The following is a 23,067-nucleotide window of genomic DNA, read 5'->3' as shown; positions in this document are numbered from 1 at the left end:
TGCTCCGGGCGGACCAACAAACATCGCACGAACGTGTGAGCGGTTACGCCCGGATACAGGAAGTCGCCCCGGACGAGTGGTAAGTGGACGCGACGCTTCGGCGTGCCCGCGCTCTGTGGCAGTCTTGGCCGGTGTTCGGGTCTGGGCGTGCGTACGGGGGCTTCCGCGATGAGCGGTGACGGTCGGGACGATCCGCTGAACAGCGGCGGCGCGGAGACCGGAGGACCGCCTCCCCGTCAGGTGCCGAGCCAGGGTGGCCCGGGAAGTCTGTCCGGTACGCCCGTGAGCGGGGTGCCGTCGAGCGGGTCCGGGACGGTCGAAGCGAGCGTCCCGCAGCAGCGCGAGGGCAAGGCGGGTCTGGGCGTCGGGGCGGGTGCCGGTACGGGTGCCGGGGCCGGGTCGGGTGTCGGGGTCGGGACGGGTGCCGGGGCCGGGTTCGGTCCGGCGGACGACGTGGCCTACGAGGCCGGTGGTGTCCTTCCGCCGCCCGTCGAGCTGCCTCCCTCCGACGCCGAACTCGTCCAGCTCATGCGGGACGGCGACGACTCCGCGTACGAAGAGCTGTTCCGGCGCCACTCCGAGGCCGTCCGACGGTACGCGCGCACGTGCTGCCGGGACGCGCACACCGCCGACGACCTCACCGCCGAGGTCTTCGCCCGCACCCTCCAGGCGGTGCGCGGCGGGGCCGGGCCCGAACAGGCCGTGCGGGCCTACCTGATGACCACCGTCCGGCGGGCTGCGGCGAACTGGGCCAGGACCCAGAAGCGCGAGCACCTCGTCGAGGACTTCGCCGTCTTCGCCGCGGAGGCCTCCCGCTCCTCCGAGGTCTCCGACCAGACCGGTTCATTCGGAGCGGGGATGGACCTCGGCGCCGACGTCCGGGCCATGCACGAGGCCGAGCAGTCGCTCGCCATGCAGGCCTTCCGCTCGTTGCCCGAGCGCTGGCAGGCCGTGCTGTGGCACACCACCGTCGAGGAGGAGTCGCCGAGCGACGTCGCCCCGCTCTTCGGGCTCACCGCCAACGCCACGGCCGTGCTCGCCAGCCGGGCCCGCGAGGGCCTCAAGCAGGCCTACCTCCAGGCCCACGTCAGCCAGTCCCTCACCTCGGGCGGCGACTGCGCACGGTACGCGGACCGGCTCGGCGCCTACGCGCGCGGCGGGCTGCGGATGCGGGCCGAGCGCGGGCTGCGCAAGCACCTGGAGGAGTGCGCCAAGTGCCGGCTCGCCGCCGGTGAACTGGCCCATGTCAACGCCGGGATCCCCGCGCTGCTGCCCATCGCCGTCATCGGCTGGTTCGCCGCCGGGTACTCCCTCAAGGCCGCCGGCGTCGTCGCGGGCGGTGCCGTCGGTGCCGCCGGCGCGGGCGCGGCGGCCGCGGCCTCCGGCGCCTCCGGCGGGGCCTCCGGAGGCGCGAGCTCGGGCGGCGCCGCCGCCGAGGGGCTCGGCATGCCCGTGAAGGCCGGCATCGCGGCCGGTCTGGCCGTCGCGGCGGCCGCCGGGCTCGTCTGGGCCATGGCAGGTGACCCGCAGCCCGTCGCCGCGCCCAAGCCCACGCAGCCGGTCGTCACCCCCGTCGTCCCGCCGGAGCCCGCTCCCGCGGCGAAGCCGACGCCGAAGCCCGTACCGCCGCCCCCGCCCGTACCGTCCGATCCACCGAAGCCCACGCCGAAGCCGACTCCGACGCCCACTCCGAAGGCGACGCCGACTCCGAAGCCCACGCCCAGGCCTACGCCCAGCCCGGAGAAGCCGTCTCCCCGGCCGAAGCCCACGCCGACCGCCAGTCCTGAGCCGACGCCCACGCCCACGCCGAAACCCACTCCCACGCCCAGCGCCGAGAAGACCACCCCGAAGCCGCCGCCACCGCCCGCGCCGGCCACCGTCTACCCGGTCGACGAGCTGGAGTACGGGATCTTCGGCGACGGCACCAAGCCCGAGGTGTCCCTCTCCGACAGCAGCTGGATGTGGCCGCGGAACGGCCTCTCGATCAACGGCACCCGGTACGCCCACGGGGTGAGCGTGCACGCGCCGTCCTCGCTGCTCATCAACCTCAACCGGCAGTGCACCGGTTACGACGCGGTCGTCGGCATCGACGACATGAGCGCCCTCTTCGGTCAGGGCGGTGTCCGTTTCTCCGTCTACGGGGACGGCGAGCGGCTCTGGCGCTCCGACGTGGTCCGGGCGGGCGACCCGCCGCTCCCGGTGCACGTCGACATCACGGGCCGCTCCACGCTCCGGCTCGTGGTGGAGGAGCACACGCCCTTCGGCCGGGCCGCGGTCGCCGACTGGGCGCAGTCCCGGATCAGCTGCTCCTGATCGGTCCCTTCGGCTCCGGCCCCGGCTCCGGCTCCGGCTCCGACTCCGGCTCCGTACCCGTCCCCGTGTAGGCGGCCGCGAGCGTCAGGACGTCTTCCGGGCCGAGGCCCGTGCCGGCCGCGCGGGCGGCGGCGAGGGCCGGCGCGCCGAGCGCGGCGAGCGCCCGCGCCGTCACCTTCTCGGCCTCCCGCAGCTCCGGGACCGAGCGGGGCAGCTCATGGCGCCAGGTGTCGACGGCGGCCAGGACCGTCACCGCGAGGGCCGGTTCGTCCGCCTCGGACAGGGTGACCGCGAGCCCCTCGCCGAGCGCCGCCACGATGAGGTCCGCGCACTGGGCGTCCCGCGCGACGCGCAGCGCGACGACGGCGGTGGCCACGGCCGCGGCACCCCCGCCCTCGTACGCCTCGACGCGGGCGGTGAGTCCGTGCAACGCGGCCTCGAAGTGCGGCGGCGGAGGGCCGACCCCGACCAGCCGGCCGGCCGCCTCCAGCCTGGCGCGGGCCGCCTCGACGTCACCGAGGTGGCAGGCGATGGCCGCGCCCAGGAAGCCCACGAACATCTCCGAGTCCCGCACGTGGTAGCGCTCCGCCTCCCGGGTGGCCTCTTCGAGGCCCTTCGTCGCGGCCTCCATGTCACCGGCGCGGTAGGCCAGTTCGGCGAGCCTGGCGAGGAGGAACGGGGTCTCCGCGTGGGCGCCGACCTCGCGGGCCAGGCCGAGGGCCTCCTCGTACGCCTCCCCCGCCTCCTCGTGGCGGCCGCGCATCATGTTGGCCTCGGCCGCGGCGCTCGCGATCTGGGCGCCCATCCAGCGGTCGCCGACCTTGCGGGAGAGGACGCGGAGTTCGGCCAGGTCCGCGTCGATCCCGGAAACGCCGCCGGCCAGGCCGCCGGGCATGTCGACGACCAGATGCGTACGGAACATGAGGGTGACGCCGACCTCCCAGTCGCCGCCGTGGCGGCGGCAGTTGGCGACGGAGACGTCCAGCAGGGCGCGGATCCGCGCCGGCTCCTCGCTGAGGTACGCCGTGAACGGCCAGAGCAGGCCCGGGAAGCGGGCAGCCTCGGGACCCGGCTCGGTGCCGAACGCGGCGCGCACCCGGGCGACCAAGGCGATGGCGTCGCGGTCGTCGCGGTAGTGGGCGGCCGTATGGCTCTCGACGGCGAGGAAGAAGTGCAGCATGCGCAGGTGCATGCGCGGCCAGTACCGGGGGTCGGCCGGGTCGTCGGGGTCCTCGCCGAGGGCGATCGCACGGTCGACCCAGGCCAGTCCCTCGGGGCGGTAGTTGCGCAGCCACCAGAACCAGCCCATGGCGAAGACGAGACGGAGGGCGGCGGCCTCGTCGGGGGTGGTGAGGAGAGCCCGGTGGAGCGCGGCGCGGATGTTGTCGAGGTCCCGCTCGATCCGGTCGATCCAGGGGAGCTGCTCCCCGGACCGCAGCTTCGGCTCGGCCTCCTCGGCGAGGGCCGTGAAGTGGGCGGTGTGGGCGGCCCCGGTGGCGGCGAGGAGCGCGGGGGTCTCGGCGGCGCGCTCGGCGGCGTACTCGTGGATGGTCTCCAGGAGGCGGTAGCGCATCTCGCCCTTGTCGGTGGGCGTGGCCACGACCAGCGACTTGTCGACGAGCGCGCCGAGGGTGTCGGCCGCCCCGGGAGCGAGGGCCTCGGCGGCCGTGAGGTCCCAGCCGCCGGCGAAGACGGAGACCTGGCGGAGCAGGGTGCGCTCGGCGGGTTCGAGCAGGTCCCAGGACCAGTCGACGACCGCGCGGAGGGTCTGCTGGCGGGGCAGGACCGTGCGGGAGCCGGAGGTGAGGAGACGGAAGCGGTCGTCCAGGCGGTCGGCGATCTGGCGCGGGGTGAGGAGGCGGAGGCGGGCGGCGGCCAGTTCGATGGCGAGCGGCAGGCCGTCGAGGCGGCGGCAGATCTCGGCGACGGTGCCGGCGTCGGCGTCGGCGTCGGCGTCGGCGTCGGCGTCGGCGGCCGGGTCGAAGGAGGGGCGTACGGCGCGGGCGCGCTCGGCGAAGAGGCGGTGGGCCGGGTCGGGCGGGAGCGGCTCGACGGGGCGGACCGATTCGCCGGGGACGCCGAGGGGTTCGCGGCTGGTGGCGAGGACGCGGAGCTGCGGGCAGCGGGTGAGGAGGGTCTCGGCGAGGGCCGCCGCCGCGCCGATCACGTGCTCGCAGTTGTCGAGGACGAGGAGGAGGGGGCGGCGGGCGAGGTACTCCACGAGGTGGGCGGTCGGATCGTCCTGGAGGGGCACGCCGTCGCGGCTGATCAGGTTGATCTCGCGGAGGCGGAGCGCGGAGAGCACGGCGCCGGGGAGCGCCTCGGGGTCGTCGAGGGGGGCGAGCTCGGCGATCCAGGCGTCGGGGCCGGCGGCGCGCACCGCGGCCACCTCGGCGAGCCGGGTCTTGCCGGAGCCGCCGGGCCCGGTGAGGGTCACGAGGCGGGAGCGGGTCAGGTCCTCCTGGAGCGCGGCGATCTCGGGCTCGCGGCCGACGAAGGAGGTGAGGCGGGGGCGGATGTTGCCCTGGGTGGGGGTGGGGGTGGCCCGCTCAGTGGGGTCGGTGGGGGCTGTGGGGTCGGGGTCGTGTCGCGTCCGGGGTTCGCGCCGAGGCTGGGGACGGGGCTCGGGTCCGGACTGGGTGGTGGCCGCGAGGAGTTCGCGGTGGAGGGCGGTGAGCTCGGGGCCCGGGTCGGTGCCGAGGGCGTCCGCGAGGGTGCGGCGGGCCGAGTCGTACGCGGCGAGGGCATCGGCGTGGCGGCCCTCGGCTCGCAGGGCGCGGATGAGGTGGGCGTGGAAGGCCTCGTCGTACGGGTACGTGGTCGTGAGCTCGGTCAGCTCCGGTACGAGTCCGTCGGTGGCGCCCCGGCGCAGGTCGGCCTCGACGCGGTGGCGCAGGGCCGCGAGCCGCTGGGCCTCGGGCCGGACGCCCGCCGGGTCGGGCAGGTCGGCGAGGGCGGGGCCCCGGAAGAGGGCCAGGGCCTCGCGGAGGAGGGCGGCGGCGGTCTCGGGGTCGTCGGCGTCGAGGCGGGCGCCCGCGTCGGCGACCCGGCGCTCGAAGACGTACAGGTCGATGTCCTCGGGACCGGCGGCGAGCCGGTATCCGGGGCCGGGGGTGGAGGTGACGGCCTCGGCGCCGAGAATCCGGCGGAGGCGGCCGACGAGGGCCTGGAGGGCGGCGGGCGCGTCCTGCGGCGGGTCGTCCCCGTACACGTCGTCGGCGAGTTCGGTGGCGGTCGCGGCCCGTCCGCCGCGCAGCGCGAGCGCGGCGAGGAGCGCGCGCAGCCGAGCGCCGCCGAGAGGGAGGGGGGTGCCGTCGGGACGAAGGGCCTCGGTGGTGCCGAGGATGAGATACCGCACCGGCCCATTGTGTCCGGTGGCCTCGGGGTGCGCCTCGGGGTTTACCCGGGTGGGACCCTCAGCGTCCGGCCGTCAGAACGCCGAGGTGTCGAGCTCGAAGCCGAGAGGGTGGGGAAGCGGGACGACTGTCCCCAGCTTGTGGATGGACTTGTGTCCGTAGTCGTCACCGGAAGGACCGGAGCACACGACGGCCTCACCCGCCTCGCGGTCGATCAGCAGGTAGACAGGGATGCCGGCCCGCGCGTAGGCCCGGATTTTCTGGACGCGGTCCCGGCTCGCGGTGGAGGAAGAGGTCACCTCGGCGACGAGGAGTACCGGGTCGGGGCCGTGCCACTCCTGCTGGTCGTCGAAGCTGCCCTTGGGGGCGATGACGAGGTCGGGGATGGCCCTGACCGTGTCGGTAGCTCCCGGCAGGCTGAGGCCGATGCCCGTGAAGTTGCGTAGCTCCCTGTCGACGCGACGGGCGATGACCTGTTCCACCACCTCAGTCACGATCTCCTCGTGCTCGCCGTTGGCCGGAGGCACCACGCAGATCTCCCCTTCGATCAGCTCCACGCGCCAGCCTTTGGGTGCCAGCGCACTGAACAGCTCGAAGGTCTCCTGGACACTCGCACCCTCACGTTCGGGCATGCCCTCGGAGAACGCGTCTTCCGGAACCGGCAGCGGCATCGCCATGCTGGACCTCCTTCGCTCGGTGCGACGCTCTCAGCTTAGGCCGGGCATGACGGCGGGGTCCGGAACGTGTTCACTCGAACGAGCGTGCTGTGACGTTTCGCCCCCATCGCCCGCCGCCTCACGCCGGCAGCGACCTCGACGCCGGGATCAGTGGGCCCTGGACCGCTCGGTGGGCTCGGGGTTCCGTCGTGTTCGTCCAGCAGGAGCCTCGGCGGGAGAGGAGGCGGCGGAGCCAGAGTTCGGTGGAGACCAGATCGGCCAGGCCGTCCAGCGGGACCGGTGCGCCGTCCGCCGCCGTGGTCAGGGCCTCGCGGACGACGCGGGCCTCGATCAGGCCCGCGTCCGCGAGGAGCGGGGCGTCGAAGAGGGCGAGGAGATGCGGGAGCGCGGCGCGCAGGCCCGCGCGCGCGGCGGCGGCCGGGACCGCCGGATGCGGGGCGCCCCAGCCCGGGGGGAGGTCGTGGACGCCGGCGCCCGAGAGGACCGTGCGCAGGACGCTCGCCCGGGCGTCCGGCTGGACCCGGAGCGACTCGGGGAGGGCGCGGCAGGCTCGTACCACCTGGTTGTCGAGGAACGGGGCGTGCAGCCGCTGGCCGCGGATCTCCGCCGCCTGCTCCAGGACCCGGTGGTCGGCCGCCGCCCGGGCGAGGGCGGCACGCGCGCGTGCCTCGCCCGGGCGCTGGACGGAGGTCGGAAGCGTCGCCGCCCGGTTCAGGCGAACCGATACTTCAGCCAGCGCCTCCCCCGTCATCCAGCGCGCCGCGGGCCCCGGCCGCGACCAGGTCAGCGCCGAGAGCGAGGCCTCCAGGGGGCCGAAGCCGTCCGGGGCCGCACGGTTCGCCTCCTGGACTTTGCGCGCTGCCGCCTCCAGTCCCGTCCGGTACGGGGTACGGGCCAGCTTCCGCGCCGCCCTGTACACGGTCAGCGGCACCAGGAGCGCGCCCGCCGACGCTCCCGACGCCTTGGCGAGCGCCGCCACCGGGCGCACCAGGGAGCGGCGCCTGCGGTCCATCAGGAGGTCGGCGAGGCGCGCCGGGTGCGCGTCGAGGACCTGCTTGGCCCCCATCCCCGTGAAGTGGTCCGCGCTGCCGCCGGCGAGCCGCCGCCGGTGCCGTTCCGCCGTGACGAGCGACGGCCCCGGCTCGTCGGTGAGCGGCCCGTCCAGCGCCGCGTACGGAAGCGCCTCCTCGCCCGCCGCGACCACCACGTGGTGCAGGCGCGGGTCCGCCGCGATCTCCCCGGCCCGCTTCAGCTCGTCCTCACGGTCCGAACCCGCCCGGGTCACGAGGTCGTTGAAGGTCACCGCCAGCAACCGCTCCCCCGCGCCCGCGCCGTGGCCGAGGATCGTGCCCGGCACCCCCGGCAGCCCCGCCGCGAGGAGCGCGAGCGTGCCCGAGGCGCTGCCGCCGGACAGGTCCGCGCCGATGCCGGGCGCCGGGCCGCCGCCCCGGGCCGCCCGCCGGTCGGCGGGCCCCATCCCGGGCACCGGGCCCGGGTCCGGCAGCGGGGCCTCGGGGGCGTGCCGGGGCGCGGTGAGCCGGGCCCTGACGGCCTCGACCAGGGCGTCCCGTACCCCTTCGACGGCCTGCCGGGCGTCCGACTCGGGCGCCGCGACCGCGAGCGAGGCCACCGTCTCGTACCCGGCGATCTCCCGCGAACCCTCCCGCAGGATCAGCGCGTGACCCGGCGGCACCCGCCGCACCCCCTCGTACGGGGTCGAGTCGCGCAGCGCCTCCGGGGTCTCGGGGCAGGCGAGCAGCGCGCCGAGGTGGCCGATGTCGAGCTGGGCCTCGACGAGGTCGGCGAGCGGCAGGGCGGCGGTCGCGTAGGCGGTGCCGCCGGCCCACGGGGTGTGGAACACCGGCCGGGCGCCCGCGAGATCACCGGTGACGGTGACCCGGCGGCCCGCCTTGACGACGGCGGTGTAGCTCCCCGGCCACGCCGTCAGATGCCGCAGTGCGCCCCCGCGCGCGGTGAGCAGGCCGAGCCGCAGCTCCTCGTCGGTGGCTGCGCAGCAGCCGAGCACGGCGAGGCGGGTGTGGTCGTCGACGGCCACCACGCGCACCTCGTCGGGGCGCCAGTCGCCGACCGCCCAGAGGGGATCGGGGCCGCCCCAGAGGAGTTGCGCGCCCACCGGTTGCACCGTGCGCGCTTCGGCGGCCGTGGTGGAGCCGTGGTCCCTCGTGGAGCTGCCGTGGTCCCTCGTGGAGCCGCCGTGTCCCCTGCCGGAGTCGTGGCCCTGGCCGGAGCCGTAGCCCGGGCCGGAGTCGTAGCCTCTGCCGGAGTCGTAGCCCGGGCCGGAGTCGTAGCCTCTGCCGGAGTCGTAGCCCGGGCCGGAGTCGTAGCCGTATCCCCCGGTGGAGCCGTTCCCCGCTGTCGTTGCGAAGCTCGCGGCGACACTGCTCCAGCCCACCAGCCATCGCATCGGCGCCTCCACGTTCGTTTCGGTGGAGGACATGCTGCCACGACAACGGCGCACGGGGCGGAGTCCGGGTGCACGCGCGTGAAAGCCGAATGCGCCCCTGGCATGGGCCAGTTGGACACCGGCGTCATTCGGCCAAATATCGACCCTCCCCGAAGGGTTCGAGAGCCGTCCGGGTGTCGGCCCGGCCGACCTGCGCCCTCATGCGTCACCGGCAGCCCGGGAGGCGCTCCCGCCTCCCGGCGCCGTCCGCCGCCCGCGGGGAATGGAGCGGCGGTGTCCCCCAGCCCACTGGTCCGGGACTCCGTTCCCGGCCGAGCGGGCCGACCCACGCACCGACCATGGAAGCGCTCCCCGCGCCGGCCGGACGAGAGCGCACGGCCGGGCGCACGGCCACACGGCGGGAGCACGGGGCGGGCCGGCGGCCCCCGGCGCCGTCCGTTCACACAACAATCCCGCCATACGGAACACCGCCCCTTAACGGTAGGGATGCGGCGAACTACGCTGTGTTTACGAATGCCGCACGCCTATGCCCGGCGTCGTGGCGGCCGTCTGGGTTGTCGAGGGGTGGCGTCATGTCCAGGGAGCAACGCGGGCCGAACGAAAAGCTCGGCACGGTTCTCGCCCTCGCGGGAATCAGCAACGCCGGGCTCGCCCGGCGCGTCAACGACCTCGGTGCGCAGCGGGGCCTGACGCTTCGTTACGACAAGACGTCGGTCGCCCGGTGGGTGTCGAAGGGCATGGTGCCGCAGGGTGCCGCCCCGCACCTGATCGCCGCCGCGATCGGCCAGAAGCTCGGCCGGCCCGTGCCGCTGCACGAGATCGGACTCGCGGACGCCGACCCGGCGCCCGAGGTGGGGCTCGCCTTCCCGCGCGACGTGGGCGAGGCGGTCCGCTCGGCCACCGACCTCTACCGGCTGGATCTCGCCGGGCGGCGGGCCGGCGGTGGCGGCATCTGGCAGTCGCTGGCCGGCTCCTTCGCGGTCAGCGCGTACGCGACGCCCGCCTCCCGCTGGCTCATAACCCCCGCCGACCCGTCGGTGGAGCGCGAGGCGCCCCGCCTCGGACACGGTCCCGGAGCGGGATCCGGTCCCGGAGCCGGAGCCGGCGCCGGCTCCGGTGGGGAGGACCCCGGATCCGGTGCCGCGGCCGGCGCGGAGCACGTGCGCGTGGGGCACAGCGACGTCGCCAAGCTCCGCGAGGCCGCCGAGGACGCGCGCCGCTGGGACTCCAAGTACGGCGGCGGGGACTGGCGCTCGTCGATGGTCCCCGAGTGCTTACGCGTGGACGCGGCGCCGCTGCTGCTCGGCTCGTACTCGGACGAGGTCGGCCGCGCGCTCTTCGGCGCGACCGCCGAGCTCACGCGGCTGGCCGGCTGGATGGCCTTCGACACCGGCCAGCAGGAGGCCGCCCAGCGCTACTACATCCAGGCCCTGCGGCTCGCCCGCGCCGCCGCCGACGTGCCCCTCGGCGGCTACGTCCTCGCCTCCATGTCCCTCCAGGCCACCTACCGGGGCTTCGCCGACGAGGGCGTCGACCTCGCCCAGGCCGCGCTCGAACGGAACCGGGGGCTCGCCACCGCCCGCACCATGTCCTTCTTCCGGCTCGTCGAGGCACGCGCGCACGCCAAGGCCGGGGACGGACCGGCCGCGGCGGCGGCGCTGAAGGCCGCCGAGGGGTGGCTGGAGCGGTCCCGGGCGGGTGACGCCGACCCGACGTGGCTGGGGTTCTACTCGTACGACCGGTTCTGCGCCGACGCCGCCGAGTGCTACCGGGATCTGCGGATGCCGCGCGAGGTGCGGCGCTTCACCGAGCAGGCGCTGTCCCGGCCGACCGAGGAGTTCGTCCGCTCGCACGGGCTGCGGCTCGTCGTCTCCGCCGTCGCCGAGCTGGAGTCGGGCAATCTGGACGCTGCCTGTGCGGCTGGCACGCGCGCGGTGGAGGTGGCGGGGCGGATCTCGTCGGCGCGGACGACCGAGTACGTACGGGATCTGCTGCACCGGCTCGAACCGTACGGGGACGAGCCGCGCGTCGTGGAGCTGCGGGAGCGGGCGCGACCGCTGCTGGTGGCACCGGTGTGAGCTGTGGCGTGGCCGGTGGCCGGTGGCGGTGCCGGTGACGCCGGTGTGAGCTGTGCGGGCGGCGCGGCTTGGGTGGCTTCGGTGGCCGCTTGTGCTGTGCGGTCGGCGTGAGCTGCGTCTCGTGAGGTTTCGCGGGATTGTCAGTGGGCCAGTGCACTATCAGGGGTGGGAGGTGACAGGTGGCGCTGGTGTTCGACTGTGACGTGCTGGTGATCGGTGGTGGGATCGTCGGTCTGTCGACGGCGTACGCGTTGACGCGCGCCGCCCCCGGGACGCGGGTCACGGTCCTGGAGAAGGAGCATGCCCCCGCGCGGCACCAGACCGGGCGCAACAGCGGGGTGATCCACAGCGGGATCTACTACCGGCCCGGCTCGCTGAAGGCGCGGTTCGCGGTCGAGGGCGCGGCCGAAATGGTCAAGTTCTGCGCGGAGTGGGGCATTCCGCACGAGGTGACGGGGAAGCTCGTCGTCGCCACCTCGCGCGACGAGCTGCCCCGGCTGCACGCGCTCGTGCAGCGCGGCAGGGAGAACGGCATCCCGGTGCGGGAGCTCGGGCCCGCGCAGATCAGCGAGTACGAGCCGCGGGTGCGGGGGCTGGCCGCGATCCACGTCGGCACGACCGGCATCTGCGACTACACGGCCGTCGCCCAGCAGCTCGCGGAGGCGTCGGGGGCGTCGATCCTGTACGGGGCCGAGGTCACCGTGATCGACCGCCGGCCGTGGGGCGTCGCCGTCCGGACGGCCGACGGGCGGGTCCTGCGAGCGCGGGTCCTGGTGAACTGCGCGGGGCTGCACTGCGACCGGATCGCGCGGCTCGCGGGTGACGATCCAGGGATGCGGATCGTCCCCTTCCGTGGGGAGTACTACGAGCTGGCGGACCCCTCGCTCGTGCGGGGCCTGGTCTATCCGGTGCCGGATCCGGCGTTCCCGTTCCTCGGGGTGCATCTGACCCGGGGCATCGACGGCGGCGTCCACATCGGGCCGAACGCGGTGCCGGCGCTCGCCCGGGAGGGATACGGCTGGTCCGTCGTCCGCCCGCGCGAACTGGGCGCCACGCTGGCCTGGCCCGGGTCCTGGGCGATCGCCCGCGACCACTGGCGGTACGGGGCGGGTGAGCTGCGGCGCTCGCTGTCGAAGCGGGCCTTCACGGAGGCGGTGCGGAGACTGCTGCCGGTCGTGGAGGAGTCCGACCTGCGGCGCGCGGCGCCGGGGGTGCGGGCGCAGGCGGTGCTGCGGGACGGGACGCTGGTCGACGACTTCCTGATCCGGGAGGCGGCGCGGACGGTGCACGTGTTGAACGCGCCCTCGCCGGCGGCGACGGCTTCGTTGCCGATCGGGCGGGAGGTGGCTCGGCGGGCGCTGGAGCGGTTGTAGCTCCGCGGGCTGGGCCGGGGGGCGGGTTGCGGGTTGCGGGTTGCGGGTTGCGGGTTGCGGGTTGCGGGTTGCGGGTTGCGGGTTGCGGGTTGCGGGTTGCGGGTTGCGGCCCGACCGGTTGGATCCCCCACCCCGCCCCTTCCCGAAACCCTGCCGGGGGCTGGTGGGGGTGGAGGGGGGAGTTCTTCTCTCCGGGGCTCCGCCCCGGACCCCGAGCGGCAGCTTCGCGCCGCGGCTGCGCCCGAGCAGGCCCCGGACCCCTGCGGCCGCCGACCCGGCCGAGCCGCCCCCGGGCCCGTCCACTCCGGCCGGCGCAGCAGGTCTCCGGGGCTCCGGCTCGTCCTGTCGTTGCGTCCTCGGGTGATCGTTTCCCGGGTAGTGGTGGGGCGATCGTAGAATCGGGGGCATTGTGTCTGAGCAGCCAGAGAACAGCCCGCGTACCGTCGCCGAACCCGTCCAGCCTGTCGCTCGGCGGGGCAGTCGGATGTTCGCCCCCGGTGAGGGGCCCCTGCCCGATCCCGCCGGGGCTCATCACGAGCGGCGGATCCGGAGCTTCCAGCCGCGGCGCAGCCGTGTCACCTACGGGCAGGCCGAGGCCATGCTCAAGCGGTGGCCCGACTGGGGCCTCGACATCGACGGCAAGCGGGTCCTCGATCTCGGCGAGATGTTCGACGGGCTTCCGGTCGTCCTGGAGATCGGCTTCGGGATGGGCGAGGCGACCGCGCAGATGGCCGCGGCCGACCCCGGTACGGGCATTCTGGCCGTGGACGTGCACACGCCCGGCCAGGGCAATCTGCTCGGGCTCGCCGACCGCAACGGCCTCACCAACGTCCGGGTCGCCAACGGCGACGCGATCATCCTGCTCCGCGAGATGCTCGCCACCGACTCCCTCGACGGCTGCCGGGTGTACTTCCCCGACCCGTGGCCCAAGGCCCGCCACCACAAGCGGCGCCTGATCCAGCCCGAGTTCCTCAGCCTCCTCGCGACCCGGCTCAAGCCCGGCGGCGTGCTGCACTGCGCCACCGACTGGGAGTCGTACGCCGAGCAGATGCTGGAGGTGCTCTCCGCGCACCCCGACTTCGAGAACACCCGTGCCGACGGCGGCTTCTCGCCCCGCCCGGACTTCCGGCCCGTCACCCGCTTCGAGGGGCAGGGCCTGGACAAGGGGCACGTCGTGCACGACCTCCTCTTCAGGAGGAAGTGACAGGGAGTACGTCACTTCCTCGCCCGGTGTCGGTGGGGGTCGTTAGGGTCGATCACGTGTCGAATTCCGTCCCCGCCGAAGGCGAAGTCGAAGGCGAAGTCGAAGGCGAAGTCGAAGGCGGCCCCGCAGCCGGCTTCGGAGTTGGAGTGGTCGGTTCTGCCGTTCCCGTTCCTCATCGGGAGACCGACGAGCCCGCCTTTCCGGCCGCCGCCGATCGGTCCCAGTGGCGCTACCGGCCCCGCCGGGCCTTCTGGCGCAGTCGGCTGGTCCGGGCCGTCGCCGTGGTCACGCTGCTCGCGCTCTGCGCCCTGGTCATCCTGGCGCTGGTCCGCGAGCAGACCGGCACCCAGGGCTTCCTCGTCGGCCTGGGCCTCGCGGTGCTTCCCGTACCGCTGCTCATGGCCGCGTTCCGCTGGCTCGACCGGGTCGAGCCCGGCCCCTGGAAGAACCTGCTCTTCGCCTTCGCGTGGGGCGCCTTCGCCGCCGCGCTCGTCGCGATCCTCGCGAACTCCTTCGCGGTCCGCTGGATCGCCACGGCCACCGCCGACCCGGACTCGGCCGACACCCTCGGCGCCACGGTGATCGCGCCGGTCGTCGAGGAGACCGCTAAGGCCGCCGCGATCCTGATCCTCTTCCTCTTCCGCCGCCGGCACTTCGGCGGGCTCGTCGACGGGGTCGTCGCCGCCGGGTTCACCGCGACCGGCTTCGCCTTCACCGAGAACATCCTCTACCTCGGCAACGCCTTCGGCGAGGACCAGGAGTTCGGCTCCACCGGCCTCGGCTCCGTGACCGCCGCGACCTTCTTCGTACGGGTCGTGATGTCGCCGTTCGCGCATCCGCTGTTCACCGTGCTCACCGGCATAGGCTTCGGCTTCGCCGCGCTCGCACCCCGCGGCAAGCGGCTCCGCCGGGTGCTCCTGCCGATCGCCGGGCTGCTGCTCGCCATGGGCATGCACGCCGCCTGGAACGGCTCGGCCACCTTCGGCGGCCCCTGGGCCTTCTACGTGGTGTACGCCTGCTTCATGGTCCCCGCCTTCGGCCTGCTGACCTGGCTCGCGGTGTGGAGCCGGCAGCGCGAGCTGCGCACGATATCCGGCGAGCTCCCGGCGTACGCGGCGGCCGGCTGGCTCTCCCCCGCCGAGCCGCTCGCCCTCTCCTCGATGCGCGCCCGCCAGGTGGCCCGCTCCTTCGCCGCCCGGACGTACGGCCCTCCGGCGGCGCGGGCCGTCGGCGAGTACGAGTCCTTCGCGACGACCCTCGCGTTCCTCCGGGACCGGGCCCGGCGCGGCACGGCAGGACCCGACTTCCCGGCCCGCGAGCAGGAGCTCCTGCACCACCTCTGGCAGCGCCGGGCGGTCGCCTCCCCCGCGCTCACGTACGCCGCACGGGCCACCGGCCGGGTGTGGGCGCCGCCGCAGTACCTGGACTACGGCGGCTACAACCCGTACCGGAGCTGAGCATCGGGGGTCAGGGCGTCCCGCCGTGTTTCCCGGGACGTCCCCGGAGTCGTGGGACGGCCGCGCAGAGGTCGAACGCGCCTAGCCTCACGCCGGAAGATCATCCGAGAACGGAGACATACGTGCTCAAGAAGATCGCGGCCAAGGTGGGTCTGTCGCTCGGTGTGGCGGCCCTGGTCGTCGGGGGAACGGGCGGCCCGGCGGCGGCCGTCGAGGGCGCCGGCTACGTCGGTGACGGTTACGCCAACAGTGGCGCGGGCGTCTGGTGCGCCCAGAAGCTGGTCAACGACCTCGCGAGGAAGGTCGGCCAGGCGGAGATCGCCCAGGACAGCCAGTGGGGGCCTCAGACCAAGGCCCAGATCGTCTGGCTCCAGCAGCGCCTCGGCCTGAAGGCGGACGGGATCGTCGGCCCGGAGACGGGCAACTGGCTGCTCTACTTGGGCGACCAGTACTACGGCGGCAAGAACGGCTACTGCTACTGGAACCTGCCCAGCGACTGGCGTCTCGCCGGCATGTACGTCCCCACCCGCCTGAGCTGATCGCCCGCGGTGCAGCCCCCGGTCCGGCCCTCGCCGGTCCGGGGGCTTCGCCGTGTCAGGCCGTCGACGCCTCCGTGAGCAGCGTCAGCTCGGCCTCGGTCAGGGTGAGGTCCGCCGACGCGACCAGGGCGGGGAGCTGGTCGACCGTGCGGGCCGAGGCGATCGGGGCGGCGACGGTGGGCCGGGCGGCGAGCCAGGCGAGGGCGACGGTGGCGACCTCGGCCTCGTGGGCCTCGGCGACCGCGTCGAGCGCGGAGAGGACGGCCCGGCCCCGGTCGGTGTCGAGGTGTGCGGAGGCCCCGGAGGCGCGGACGCTGTCGACGGCCGTTCCCGGGCGGTACTTGCCCGTGAGGAAGCCGGAGGCGAGGCCGAAGTAGGGGACGGACGAGAGCCCGGCCCGCTCGACGGTCTCCTGGAGCGGGCCCTCGTACGTCTCGCGCGAGACCAGGTTGTAGTGCGGCTGGAGCGCGACGTACCGGGCGAGGCCCTCGGCCTCGGCGAAGTCGAGTGAGGCGCGCAGCCGCTCCGGGGAGATGTTGGAGGCGGCGACGGCCCGCACCTTGCCGTCCTTCACGAGCTGGTCGAGGGCGGTGACGATCTCCTCGACGGGGACCGTCTCGTCGTCGAAGTGCGTGTAGTAGAGGTCGATGTGGTCGGTGCCGAGGCGGCGCAGCGACTCCTCGACGGCGCCCTTGATCGTGGTGGCGGCGAGCCCCTTGTAGCGGGGGTGGGCGCCGACCTTGGTGGCGATGACGAGGTCGTCGCGCCGGCCCCGGGAGGCGAGCCAGCGGCCGATGACCGTCTCGGACTCGCCGCCCTCGTGGCCGTCGGCCCAGGAGGAGTACGTGTCGGCGGTGTCGACGAAGTTGCCGCCGGCGGCGACGTAGGCGTCGAGGACGGCGAAGGACTCGGCCTCGTCGGAGGTCCACCCGAAGACGTTGCCGCCCAGGGCGAGCGGGAAGACGTGCAGGTCGGAAGTGCCCAGCGGGCGGAGGGTCGTCATGAGGTCATCAACCTCCCGCGCCACCGGGGCTATTCCGTGCGGGACGCGGGAGCGTCAGATCGTGAGGCCCTTGGAGCGGAGCCAGGCCGCCGGGTCGATGCCGTCGCCGCCCGCCGTGTGGACCTCCATGTGGAGGTGGGCGCCGGTGACGTTGCCGGTGGCGCCGACGCGGCCGATGGTCTCGCCGGTGGTCACGGTCTGGCCGGCGCCGACCGTCATGGAGGAGAGGTGGGCGTACCAGACCTCGGTGCCGTCCTCGAGCTCCAGGACGACCCGGTAGCCGTACGAGCCGGACCAGCCCGCCGACTTGATCGTGCCGCTGTGGACCGCCTTGAGCGGGGTGCCCGTGGGGGCCGCGAAGTCGAGGCCGGTGTGGTAGCCGGAGGACCACATCGAGCCGGACTGCATGTAGGTCGCGCTGAGGCTGTACGAGGAGAGCGGCATCGAGTAGCTCGCGGCGAGCTGGGCGAGGCGCTCGGCCTCCGCCTTCTCGGCGGCGATCCGCTCGGCCTCCGCCTTGGCTTCCGCCTCCGCCTTCGCCTTGGCCTCCGCTTCGGCCTTGGCCTTGGCCTCGGCGGCCGCCTTCTGCTCGGCGGCGGCCTCGGCCGCGGCCTTCTCCGCCGCGGCCTTCTCGGCGGCGAGCTTCTCGGCCGCGTCGGCGGAGGCCTGCTGCTGCTCGGCCTGCTGGAGGATGCGGGCGCGCAGGATCTCGCCGGCGTCGACGGCGCGGGTCGGGGCCGTCTCGGCGGTCCCGTTCTGCGTGGTGAAGGAGGCCTGGGCGGTCCGGGCGGTCGCGGCGCCGTCCGTCTTCTCGCCGGCCGGCGTGACGTAGGTGGCGGCGGTGAGCGGGTTCGGGTTGCCGCCGGTCGCCGCGATGGTGTCCCGGATCTGCCGGTCGGCCTCTTCGGCCTCGTCGTCGGCGAAGAACTCACCGACGCCGGGGAGGTCCTCGGCGGCCGGGAGGTTCAGGTCGGGGAGGTTCGGGAGGTCGGGGAGGGATATCGCGACCGGCGGCTTCTCCTGCGCGGTGGCGAGGCCGCCCGCACCGACGGCCGCGATGACGCCGACGCCGAGGACGGTGGAGGAACGGGCGAAGTTGGAGCGCTGCTTGACGACCCGGTGCCGGCCGCCGGAGCGGCTCTCGGCGCGGAGGGAACCCTCGGTGGGATTCCACTCGGTGTCCGGAGCGGCAGGACCCGCACCACCACCGAAGGCGTCGAAGGGGGCTTCGGGTGCGGGAGTGTTGGACGCCACGGAGGCGCGCTCCTTTCCTTCCTTCTCGCCTACCGGGTTAGCTGACGGGTTCGGAGCAGGAAGGTCTCCTACGGGCTCGTCGCACGGGTGCGAAGGGCCTGATTCACCCCAAATGGTGGTTCCCCGGTTCCTTTTCAGGATTCGGCGCGTGCGCACGGTGCCGTCTCTTGCGACGGTTGTGACGACCGCGCTGCGTTATCGAACGTTAATAGACAGGGGGGTCCGATTCCAAGCTGTTCCCAGTGATCATTCATTGAATTGGTGGGGAATCGCCCGAGTTGACCCCCCTTCAGCAAGGAGGGGCCAAACCCTCGCGATCTGACGTTATGTCAATTGTTATCGCAGCGACACCCTTCGACTACGCCTGGTGACCGGGCCCGCCCGGCGGCGCCGGCGGCACCACCGGCATCGTCCGGCGCCTCTCCGGCTGCCCCGCCGCGGGCCTGCTCAGCGCGAGCAGCGCCATGTCGTCCGTCGACCCGCCGCCCGTGTGGAGACGTACGTCGTCGACGAGCGCGTCGAGCAGCTCCTCGGGTCCCGGGAAGATCCTCCCGGCGAGGCGGGACGCCGGGTCGTAGAAGACGCCCTCCGCGTTCCGCGCCTCCGAGAGGCCGTCCGTGTAGAACAGCAGCGTCGCGCCCGGCGGGTACGGCCGCTCCTCGGCCCGGTCCGGCCACGCCGCCAGCTCGCCCATCCCGAGCGGCAGCGCCGGCTCCGCCGGATCCAGCACGTCCAGGCCCCCGTCCACGTACAGCAACAGGGGCGGCGGATGGCCGCGGTTGACGATCCGTATGCTCTCCTCGCCCTCCGCCTCGGCGCGCGGGATCTCCGCCAGGACGGCCGTCGTGAACCCCTCGAAGGCGTCGAGCCCGTCCCTGCGGGTCCCCTCCCGGGTCAGCGCCCGCTCCAGCCGCTGCGCCACCCCCTCCAGGCTCCGCTCCTGCTCGGCCGCCTCCCGGAACGCCCCGATCACCACGGCGACGGCCTCGACCGCGTCCATCCCCTTGCCCCGTACGTCCCCGACGACGAGCCGCACCCCGTGCGGGGTGTCCTGGACGGCGAACAGGTCACCGCCGATGAAGGCGTCCGCCTGCGCCGCCTCGTAGCGGGCCGCGCACTGCAGCCCGCCGATGCGCTCGGCGGGCGTCGGCAGCACCGCCTTCTGCGCGGTCTCCGCGATGACCCGGGCGGAGGCCAGCCGCTCGCCGCTGCGCCGCACCACCCGGTTGATGAGGAGGGCGAGCGCGGACACGTTGGCGACGGTCAGGGTCTCGGTGAGGGCCGGGATCCCGTCCGCGGTGCCGTTGTAGAGGTGCAGCCCGACGGAGGCGAGGACGGCGGCGATCCCGGTGAGCAGGGTGGTCAGCGTGGAGAAGAAGGGCGCGGCGATCAGCGGGGCGGCGGAGAAGAGCGGCGCCGCCGTGTACTCGGGCGGAGTCGCCACGTCGTAGGCGACCCCGCCCACGATGATCAGCGGGGGCAGCGCGCGGATGAACCGCCGGGCGCCGCCGTACGGGGGAGGGCCGTAGACGGCGCGGCCGTCGCCGTGCCGCCGCCCGCCGCCCGCCCGCCGCCGCTCCTGGGGGTGCCCCACCTGTGCTCTCCTGCCCCGGTCCGTACAGGCCACGGTGTTCCGCACCGCGCCCTCCCAGGGTGGCCGCCGCCGCACCCGGCGGCGACCCCCACGGGGCCGACTGGCGTATCGGGCCGGGACCTAAGAGGCGGGCGCCACCGCCGGTGTGTCCGTCTCCGCGAGGCGTCCCCCGCGGGCGAGGAGGGCGACCGCCCCCGCGCAGACCAGGCCCACCGCGCACAGCGCCAGCCACGGCACCGCCGACCACCCGGTCACGTCGAGCAGCGCGCCCGTCGCCAGGTTCCCGACGGTGATCCCGATCCCGCAGACGGTGTTGTAGAGCCCGTAGTGGGTGGCCACCCAGCGCCCCCGGGACAGGGCGACGACGGTGTCCATCTCGTACGGGTAGAGCACGGCGTTCGCCACGGCCAGGACCGCCGCGCACAGCAGCAGCCCCACCACGCCCCGACCCAGGGCCACCGGCACCAGGAAGGCCCCGCCCATCAGCGCGAGCCCGAGGACCAGGCACCGCTCGCGGTCGAGGCGGCGCCGGCACCAGGCCGTGATCCGCAGCTGCCCGACGAGCGCGACCAGCGCCGAGACGACGAACAGCGCCGTCGTGAGGCCCTGGCCCTCCGCCGCGAGCGGCAGCGCCAGATAGACCTGGAAGGACAGCACGTACGAGCCGGTCATGGCGAGCGAGAAGAGCCAGAACGTGCGGTGCGAGAGGACCGTCCGGAACTGCCCCCGCCCGTCCTTCCCGGCGGCCTCCCGCGCGGAAGCCCCGGCCGCCGCGGGTAGATGCCGGAGCTGTACGAGGGTGAGGCCGGCGAACAGGACCGCCGCCACCGTGCACGTCAGCCGGAACGACACCCCGGTGAGCGCCACCCCGACGAGCGGCCCGAGCAGGATGCCGGCCTGGTAGTAGGCGTTGAACAGCGCGAAGGCCTGCACCCGCCGCTCCTCCCCGGCCTCCGCCGCGAGGCAGGCCCGGACCGCCGGGTTGAACAGCGCCCCCGCGAGCCCGGTCGCGAGCGAGGCGGCGATCAGCATCGGCAGCGACTGTGCGAAGGCGAGCGCCCCGAAGCCGACCGTCCGCAGCGCGCAGCCGGCCACGATGAGCGGCTTGAAGCCGAGCCGGTCGGCGAGCGCCCCGCCGACCAGGAACATGCCCTGCTGGGAGAGGTTCCGGGCGCCGAGGACGAGGCCGACCGCCCAGGCGGCCATGCCGAGCCCGTCCGCGAGGTGCGCGGCCAGGAACGGCATCAGCATGTAGAAGCCGAGGTTGATGGTGAGCTGGTTGAGGAAGAGCAGCCGCACGGCCGGGTCGAAGGTGCGGCTCTGCTTCCAGATGCCTCCCCGGGGAGGCGCCGCCGTGGTCACTTGGCCCGCTCCAGCACCCGGCGGGTCCATCCGTCGACGGCCGTGTCCTCCTCGTACGCGACGGGGTCCTCCCGCACCGGCCCGTCGAGGAGCCCGTGCGCCGCGCAGAACTCGTCGTTGAAGACGGTGTCGAAGTACCGCTGCGGCCCGTCGGGGAAGACGGCCGCGATCCGTGTCCCGCGCGGCCGGGTGCGGGCCAGCCACCCGGCGACGAGCGCGACCGCGCCCACGCTCCAGCCACCGGTGGCGAACTGACGCGAGGCCAGCCGGCGGGCCGCCCGCACCGCCTCCGCGGGGGCCACCCAGTGGATCTCGTCGAAGGCGCCGTGGTCCACGTTGGCCGGGTGGATGGAGGAGCCGAGGCCGCGCATCAGCCGGTCCCCTGCGGGGAGGCCGAAGACGGTGGAGCCGATCGAGTCCACGCCGACCAGCTCCAGGGCGGGGCTGCCGGTGGCGCGCAGCGCGCGGGAGATCCCGGCCGAGTGGCCTCCGGTGCCGACGGCGCAGACGAGGACGTCGATCCGGTCGAGCTGCTCGGAGAGTTCGGCGGCGAGCCCGGTGTAGGCGTCGCAGTTGTCGGGGTTCCCGTACTGGTTGGGCCACCAGGCCCCGTCGAGCCGCAGGAGCAGGTCGGCGACCAGGTCCATCCTGGCCTGCTGCCAGCCGCCCTGCGGGCTGGGCTCGGCGGCGACGTGGACCTGGGCGCCGTGGGCGACGAGCATCCGCTCGACGATCGGTTCGAGGCCGGGGTCGGTGACGACGTGCACGGGGTGGCCGTGGAGGACGCCCGCGAGGGCGAGCCCGAGGCCGAGCGTCCCGGAGGAGGACTCGACGATCGGCGCGCCGGGCCGCAACTCACCGCGGCGGCGGGCCTGCTCGACCATGTAGAGGGCGGCGCGGTCCTTGATGCCGCCGAAGTTGAAGCCTTCGAGCTTGGCCCAGTAGCCGTCGTCCGTCCAGAGGACGGGGGTGTTGCCGACGGTCTGTACGGCGATGGGCAGGGTGTTGCCGAACAGGCGACTGTTCATGGGGGAAACGTCCTTGGGGTGGTGTGCCGAAAGGAACCTGGTCACGCGGGTGAGTGCGGGACCCCGGCTCAGTTCCGGTCCACTCCGAGGGCGATCAGCAGACGGCCCGGCTCGGGGCCGGGGCCCGCCCTGCCCCGGACGCAGCGCGCGCGGGGGTCGGTGCGGAGGTCCGCCGCGTACGACGAAGGGGTCACGGCCTCGCCGGCCTCGGGCGCGGCGAGCTGCGAGGCGGCGGTCTGCGCGGGCAGGTGGGCGTCGAAGGACCACACCTCCCCGGACCGCTCGCAGCCGTGCGGCAGGGCGGGGGCGGAGACGGTGGTGGTGGCGGCCGTGGCGGCCATGGCGGTCGCTGTCGCTGTCGCGGAGACGGTCGCGCCGCCGGAGGAGGGCAGGACGTGCCCGTGCGCTCCGTGGCAGATGCTCATCAGGAGGGCGAGGAGCGCGAGCAGGACGAGGACGGCGGGCGCCCGCCTTCGCACGTCAGTCACACACTCGTCACTCATGGTGCGCGTGAGACTACGGTGGGGTGTCGCGCATCGGCAAAGCGACGGGCGCGGTTTTGGCCACCGTTTACTTCAGACTGCTTCCGGGCACTTCCGGCGCGGTGATCACAGGTTCCGCTCCGCGTAGACCTCCATCGCGTCCCGGACGAGGAGCGCGGTGCCCTCGCCGTGCTTGTCGTAGTTCGCGGTGAAGCGCGGGTCGTCGACGTACATACGGCCGAGTCCGATCACGTACTCCCTGGTCGGGGTCGTGGTGGCCGACAGCCACGCGACCTGGCGCCGCGCGATCGCCTGCACCTCGTCGCTGTCGGCGGCCAGCCCGTCCCGTACCGCCTGCGCGAAGTCGCGGGCGATGCCGGTCTGCTCGTCCAGGAACGCCTTCCTGCCCTCGGCGTCGAGCGAGCGCCACCAGCGGTCGCCCTTCTCGTACGCCGCGCGGCCCCAGCGCTCGGTGACCTCCTCCTCGTACCGCGTGTGGTCGAAGCCGTCGAAGACTTCCTCTGCCATGAGCTCTTCTCCCTTCTCGGTCTTGTGGAGAGTGGTGCGGACGGCCTCGATCTGCCGGCCGATGCGCTCCCGCTCCTGCTCCAGGAGGAGCAGATGGGTGCGCAGCGCGGCGGACGGGTCGCGCTGCCCCTTGAGGACCTCGGCGATCGCGGGCAGTGAGAGCCCCAGCTCGCGCAGCAGCAGGATGCGCTGCAGACGCACGAGCGCCGCCTGGTCGTAGTACCGGTAACCGTTCGCGCCGATCCGGCTCGGCTCCAGCAGGCCCCGCTCGCCGTAGTGGCGGAGGGTGCGGCTGGTGGTGCCGGCCTTCTTGGCGATCTCCTGGATCGACCACTCCATGCCGACAACGCTAAATCTTGACGTCGCGTCAAGGTCAAGCCGACCTGCGCGGGGG

General features: G+C 74.2%; 16 protein-coding genes and 1 riboswitch. Of the genes, 6 read left to right on the top strand and 10 right to left on the bottom strand.

The genetic code is table 11. The annotated features are described in order from the left end of the window. Nucleotides 1-168 precede the first annotated feature (168 nt). On the top strand, nt 169-2,313 hold the full coding sequence (locus tag SGA01_RS37870) for a sigma-70 family RNA polymerase sigma factor (protein ID WP_141302718.1): 2,145 nt from the start codon (nt 169-171) through the stop codon (nt 2,311-2,313). Here SGA01_RS37870 and SGA01_RS37865 read toward each other — a convergent pair. The 3 genes from SGA01_RS37865 to SGA01_RS37855 all read right to left on the bottom strand — a co-directional run bounded on the left by SGA01_RS37865 (nt 2,300) and on the right by SGA01_RS37855 (nt 8,804). After that, nucleotides 2,300-5,671 carry an ATP-binding protein gene (locus SGA01_RS37865; RefSeq protein WP_141302717.1) on the bottom strand — a complete coding sequence of 1,124 codons (3,372 nt, stop codon included), beginning with the start codon at nt 5,669-5,671 and terminating at the stop codon, nt 2,300-2,302. The two genes, SGA01_RS37870 and SGA01_RS37865, sit on opposite strands and share 14 nt — an antisense overlap. 72 nt (nt 5,672-5,743) lie before the next feature. Beyond that, a complete protein-coding gene (locus SGA01_RS37860; RefSeq protein ID WP_371866302.1) occupies nt 5,744-6,340 on the bottom strand; it encodes a Uma2 family endonuclease in 597 nt (198 codons plus the stop codon). 124 nt (nt 6,341-6,464) lie between these two features. Further along, nucleotides 6,465-8,804 carry an asparagine synthase-related protein gene (locus SGA01_RS37855; protein WP_229918117.1) on the bottom strand — a complete coding sequence of 780 codons (2,340 nt, stop codon included), beginning with the start codon at nt 8,802-8,804 and terminating at the stop codon, nt 6,465-6,467. Nucleotides 8,805-9,343: 539 nt separating this feature from the next. Between SGA01_RS37855 and SGA01_RS37850 the strand changes: the two genes are divergently transcribed. The 5 genes from SGA01_RS37850 to SGA01_RS37830 all read left to right on the top strand — a co-directional run bounded on the left by SGA01_RS37850 (nt 9,344) and on the right by SGA01_RS37830 (nt 15,422). Beyond that, on the top strand, nt 9,344-10,849 hold the full coding sequence (locus SGA01_RS37850) for an NsdA family TPR-like regulatory protein (protein WP_141302715.1): 1,506 nt from the start codon (nt 9,344-9,346) through the stop codon (nt 10,847-10,849). Nucleotides 10,850-11,037: 188 nt separating this feature from the next. After that, nucleotides 11,038-12,222 (top strand): L-2-hydroxyglutarate dehydrogenase, encoded by a 1,185-nt coding sequence (gene lhgD / locus SGA01_RS37845; protein ID WP_167534275.1) that lies wholly within the window; start codon nt 11,038-11,040, stop codon nt 12,220-12,222. Between the two features lie 484 nt (nt 12,223-12,706). Beyond that, on the top strand, nt 12,707-13,426 hold the full coding sequence (gene trmB, locus SGA01_RS37840) for a tRNA (guanosine(46)-N7)-methyltransferase TrmB (protein WP_229918139.1): 720 nt from the start codon (nt 12,707-12,709) through the stop codon (nt 13,424-13,426). Nucleotides 13,427-13,572: 146 nt separating this feature from the next. Continuing rightward, entirely contained in the window at nt 13,573-14,883 is a 1,311-nt protein-coding gene (locus tag SGA01_RS37835; RefSeq protein ID WP_229918141.1) for a PrsW family intramembrane metalloprotease, read from the top strand. 122 nt (nt 14,884-15,005) lie between these two features. Beyond that, nucleotides 15,006-15,422, top strand: coding sequence for a peptidoglycan-binding domain-containing protein (locus SGA01_RS37830; RefSeq protein WP_055642289.1), 417 nt, complete (start codon nt 15,006-15,008; stop codon nt 15,420-15,422). Between the two features lie 55 nt (nt 15,423-15,477). On the opposite strand, the gene SGA01_RS37825 is transcribed toward SGA01_RS37830, so the two are convergent. The 7 genes from SGA01_RS37825 to SGA01_RS37795 all read right to left on the bottom strand — a co-directional run bounded on the left by SGA01_RS37825 (nt 15,478) and on the right by SGA01_RS37795 (nt 23,012). Next, entirely contained in the window at nt 15,478-16,425 is a 948-nt protein-coding gene (locus SGA01_RS37825; RefSeq protein ID WP_141302712.1) for an aldo/keto reductase, read from the bottom strand. A 54-nt stretch (nt 16,426-16,479) separates the two neighbouring features. After that, nucleotides 16,480-17,679, bottom strand: a complete 1,200-nt coding sequence (locus SGA01_RS37820; RefSeq protein WP_055642291.1) for a M23 family metallopeptidase — start codon at nt 17,677-17,679, stop codon at nt 16,480-16,482. A gap of 11 nt (nt 17,680-17,690) precedes the next feature. Continuing rightward, nucleotides 17,691-17,836: riboswitch (cyclic di-AMP (ydaO/yuaA leader) on the bottom strand. 201 nt (nt 17,837-18,037) lie between these two features. Further along, nucleotides 18,038-19,273: a PP2C family protein-serine/threonine phosphatase gene (locus SGA01_RS37815; protein WP_141302711.1), complete on the bottom strand. Its 1,236-nt coding sequence runs from the start codon at nt 19,271-19,273 to the stop codon at nt 18,038-18,040. A 120-nt stretch (nt 19,274-19,393) separates the two neighbouring features. Then, nucleotides 19,394-20,635 carry an MFS transporter gene (locus SGA01_RS37810; protein WP_141302710.1) on the bottom strand — a complete coding sequence of 414 codons (1,242 nt, stop codon included), beginning with the start codon at nt 20,633-20,635 and terminating at the stop codon, nt 19,394-19,396. Further along, complete coding sequence (locus tag SGA01_RS37805; protein ID WP_055642293.1) at nt 20,632-21,663, bottom strand: PLP-dependent cysteine synthase family protein; 1,032 nt, start codon at nt 21,661-21,663, stop codon at nt 20,632-20,634. The genes SGA01_RS37810 and SGA01_RS37805 overlap by 4 nt, the downstream gene beginning before the upstream one ends. 68 nt (nt 21,664-21,731) lie before the next feature. After that, nucleotides 21,732-22,151 carry a hypothetical protein gene (locus SGA01_RS37800; RefSeq protein WP_141302709.1) on the bottom strand — a complete coding sequence of 140 codons (420 nt, stop codon included), beginning with the start codon at nt 22,149-22,151 and terminating at the stop codon, nt 21,732-21,734. 120 nt (nt 22,152-22,271) lie between these two features. Then, on the bottom strand, nt 22,272-23,012 hold the full coding sequence (locus SGA01_RS37795) for a MerR family transcriptional regulator (protein WP_141302708.1): 741 nt from the start codon (nt 23,010-23,012) through the stop codon (nt 22,272-22,274). Between the last annotated feature and the right edge of the window lie 55 nt (nt 23,013-23,067).

Origin of the sequence: Streptomyces gardneri (assembly GCF_006539185.1) — a bacterium.
Classification (GTDB): Bacteria; Actinomycetota; Actinomycetes; order Streptomycetales; family Streptomycetaceae; genus Streptomyces; species Streptomyces gardneri.
This window is presented reverse-complemented; position numbering and strand designations above follow the sequence as displayed.

Bases quoted from the DNA above. Each gene is read 5' to 3' on its own strand.
- SGA01_RS37870 (WP_141302718.1), top strand. From the start codon at position 169: ATGAGCGGTGACGGTCGGGACGATCCGCTGAACAGCGGCGGCGCGGAG.
- SGA01_RS37860 (WP_371866302.1), bottom strand. From the start codon at position 6,340: ATGCCGCTGCCGGTTCCGGAAGACGCGTTCTCCGAGGGCATGCCCGAA.
- SGA01_RS37855 (WP_229918117.1), bottom strand. From the start codon at position 8,804: ATGTCCTCCACCGAAACGAACGTGGAGGCGCCGATGCGATGGCTGGTG.
- SGA01_RS37850 (WP_141302715.1), top strand. From the start codon at position 9,344: ATGTCCAGGGAGCAACGCGGGCCGAACGAAAAGCTCGGCACGGTTCTC.
- trmB (WP_229918139.1), top strand. From the start codon at position 12,707: ATGTTCGCCCCCGGTGAGGGGCCCCTGCCCGATCCCGCCGGGGCTCAT.
- SGA01_RS37825 (WP_141302712.1), bottom strand. From the start codon at position 16,425: ATGACGACCCTCCGCCCGCTGGGCACTTCCGACCTGCACGTCTTCCCG.
- SGA01_RS37805 (WP_055642293.1), bottom strand. From the start codon at position 21,663: ATGAACAGTCGCCTGTTCGGCAACACCCTGCCCATCGCCGTACAGACC.
- SGA01_RS37795 (WP_141302708.1), bottom strand. From the start codon at position 23,012: ATGGAGTGGTCGATCCAGGAGATCGCCAAGAAGGCCGGCACCACCAGC.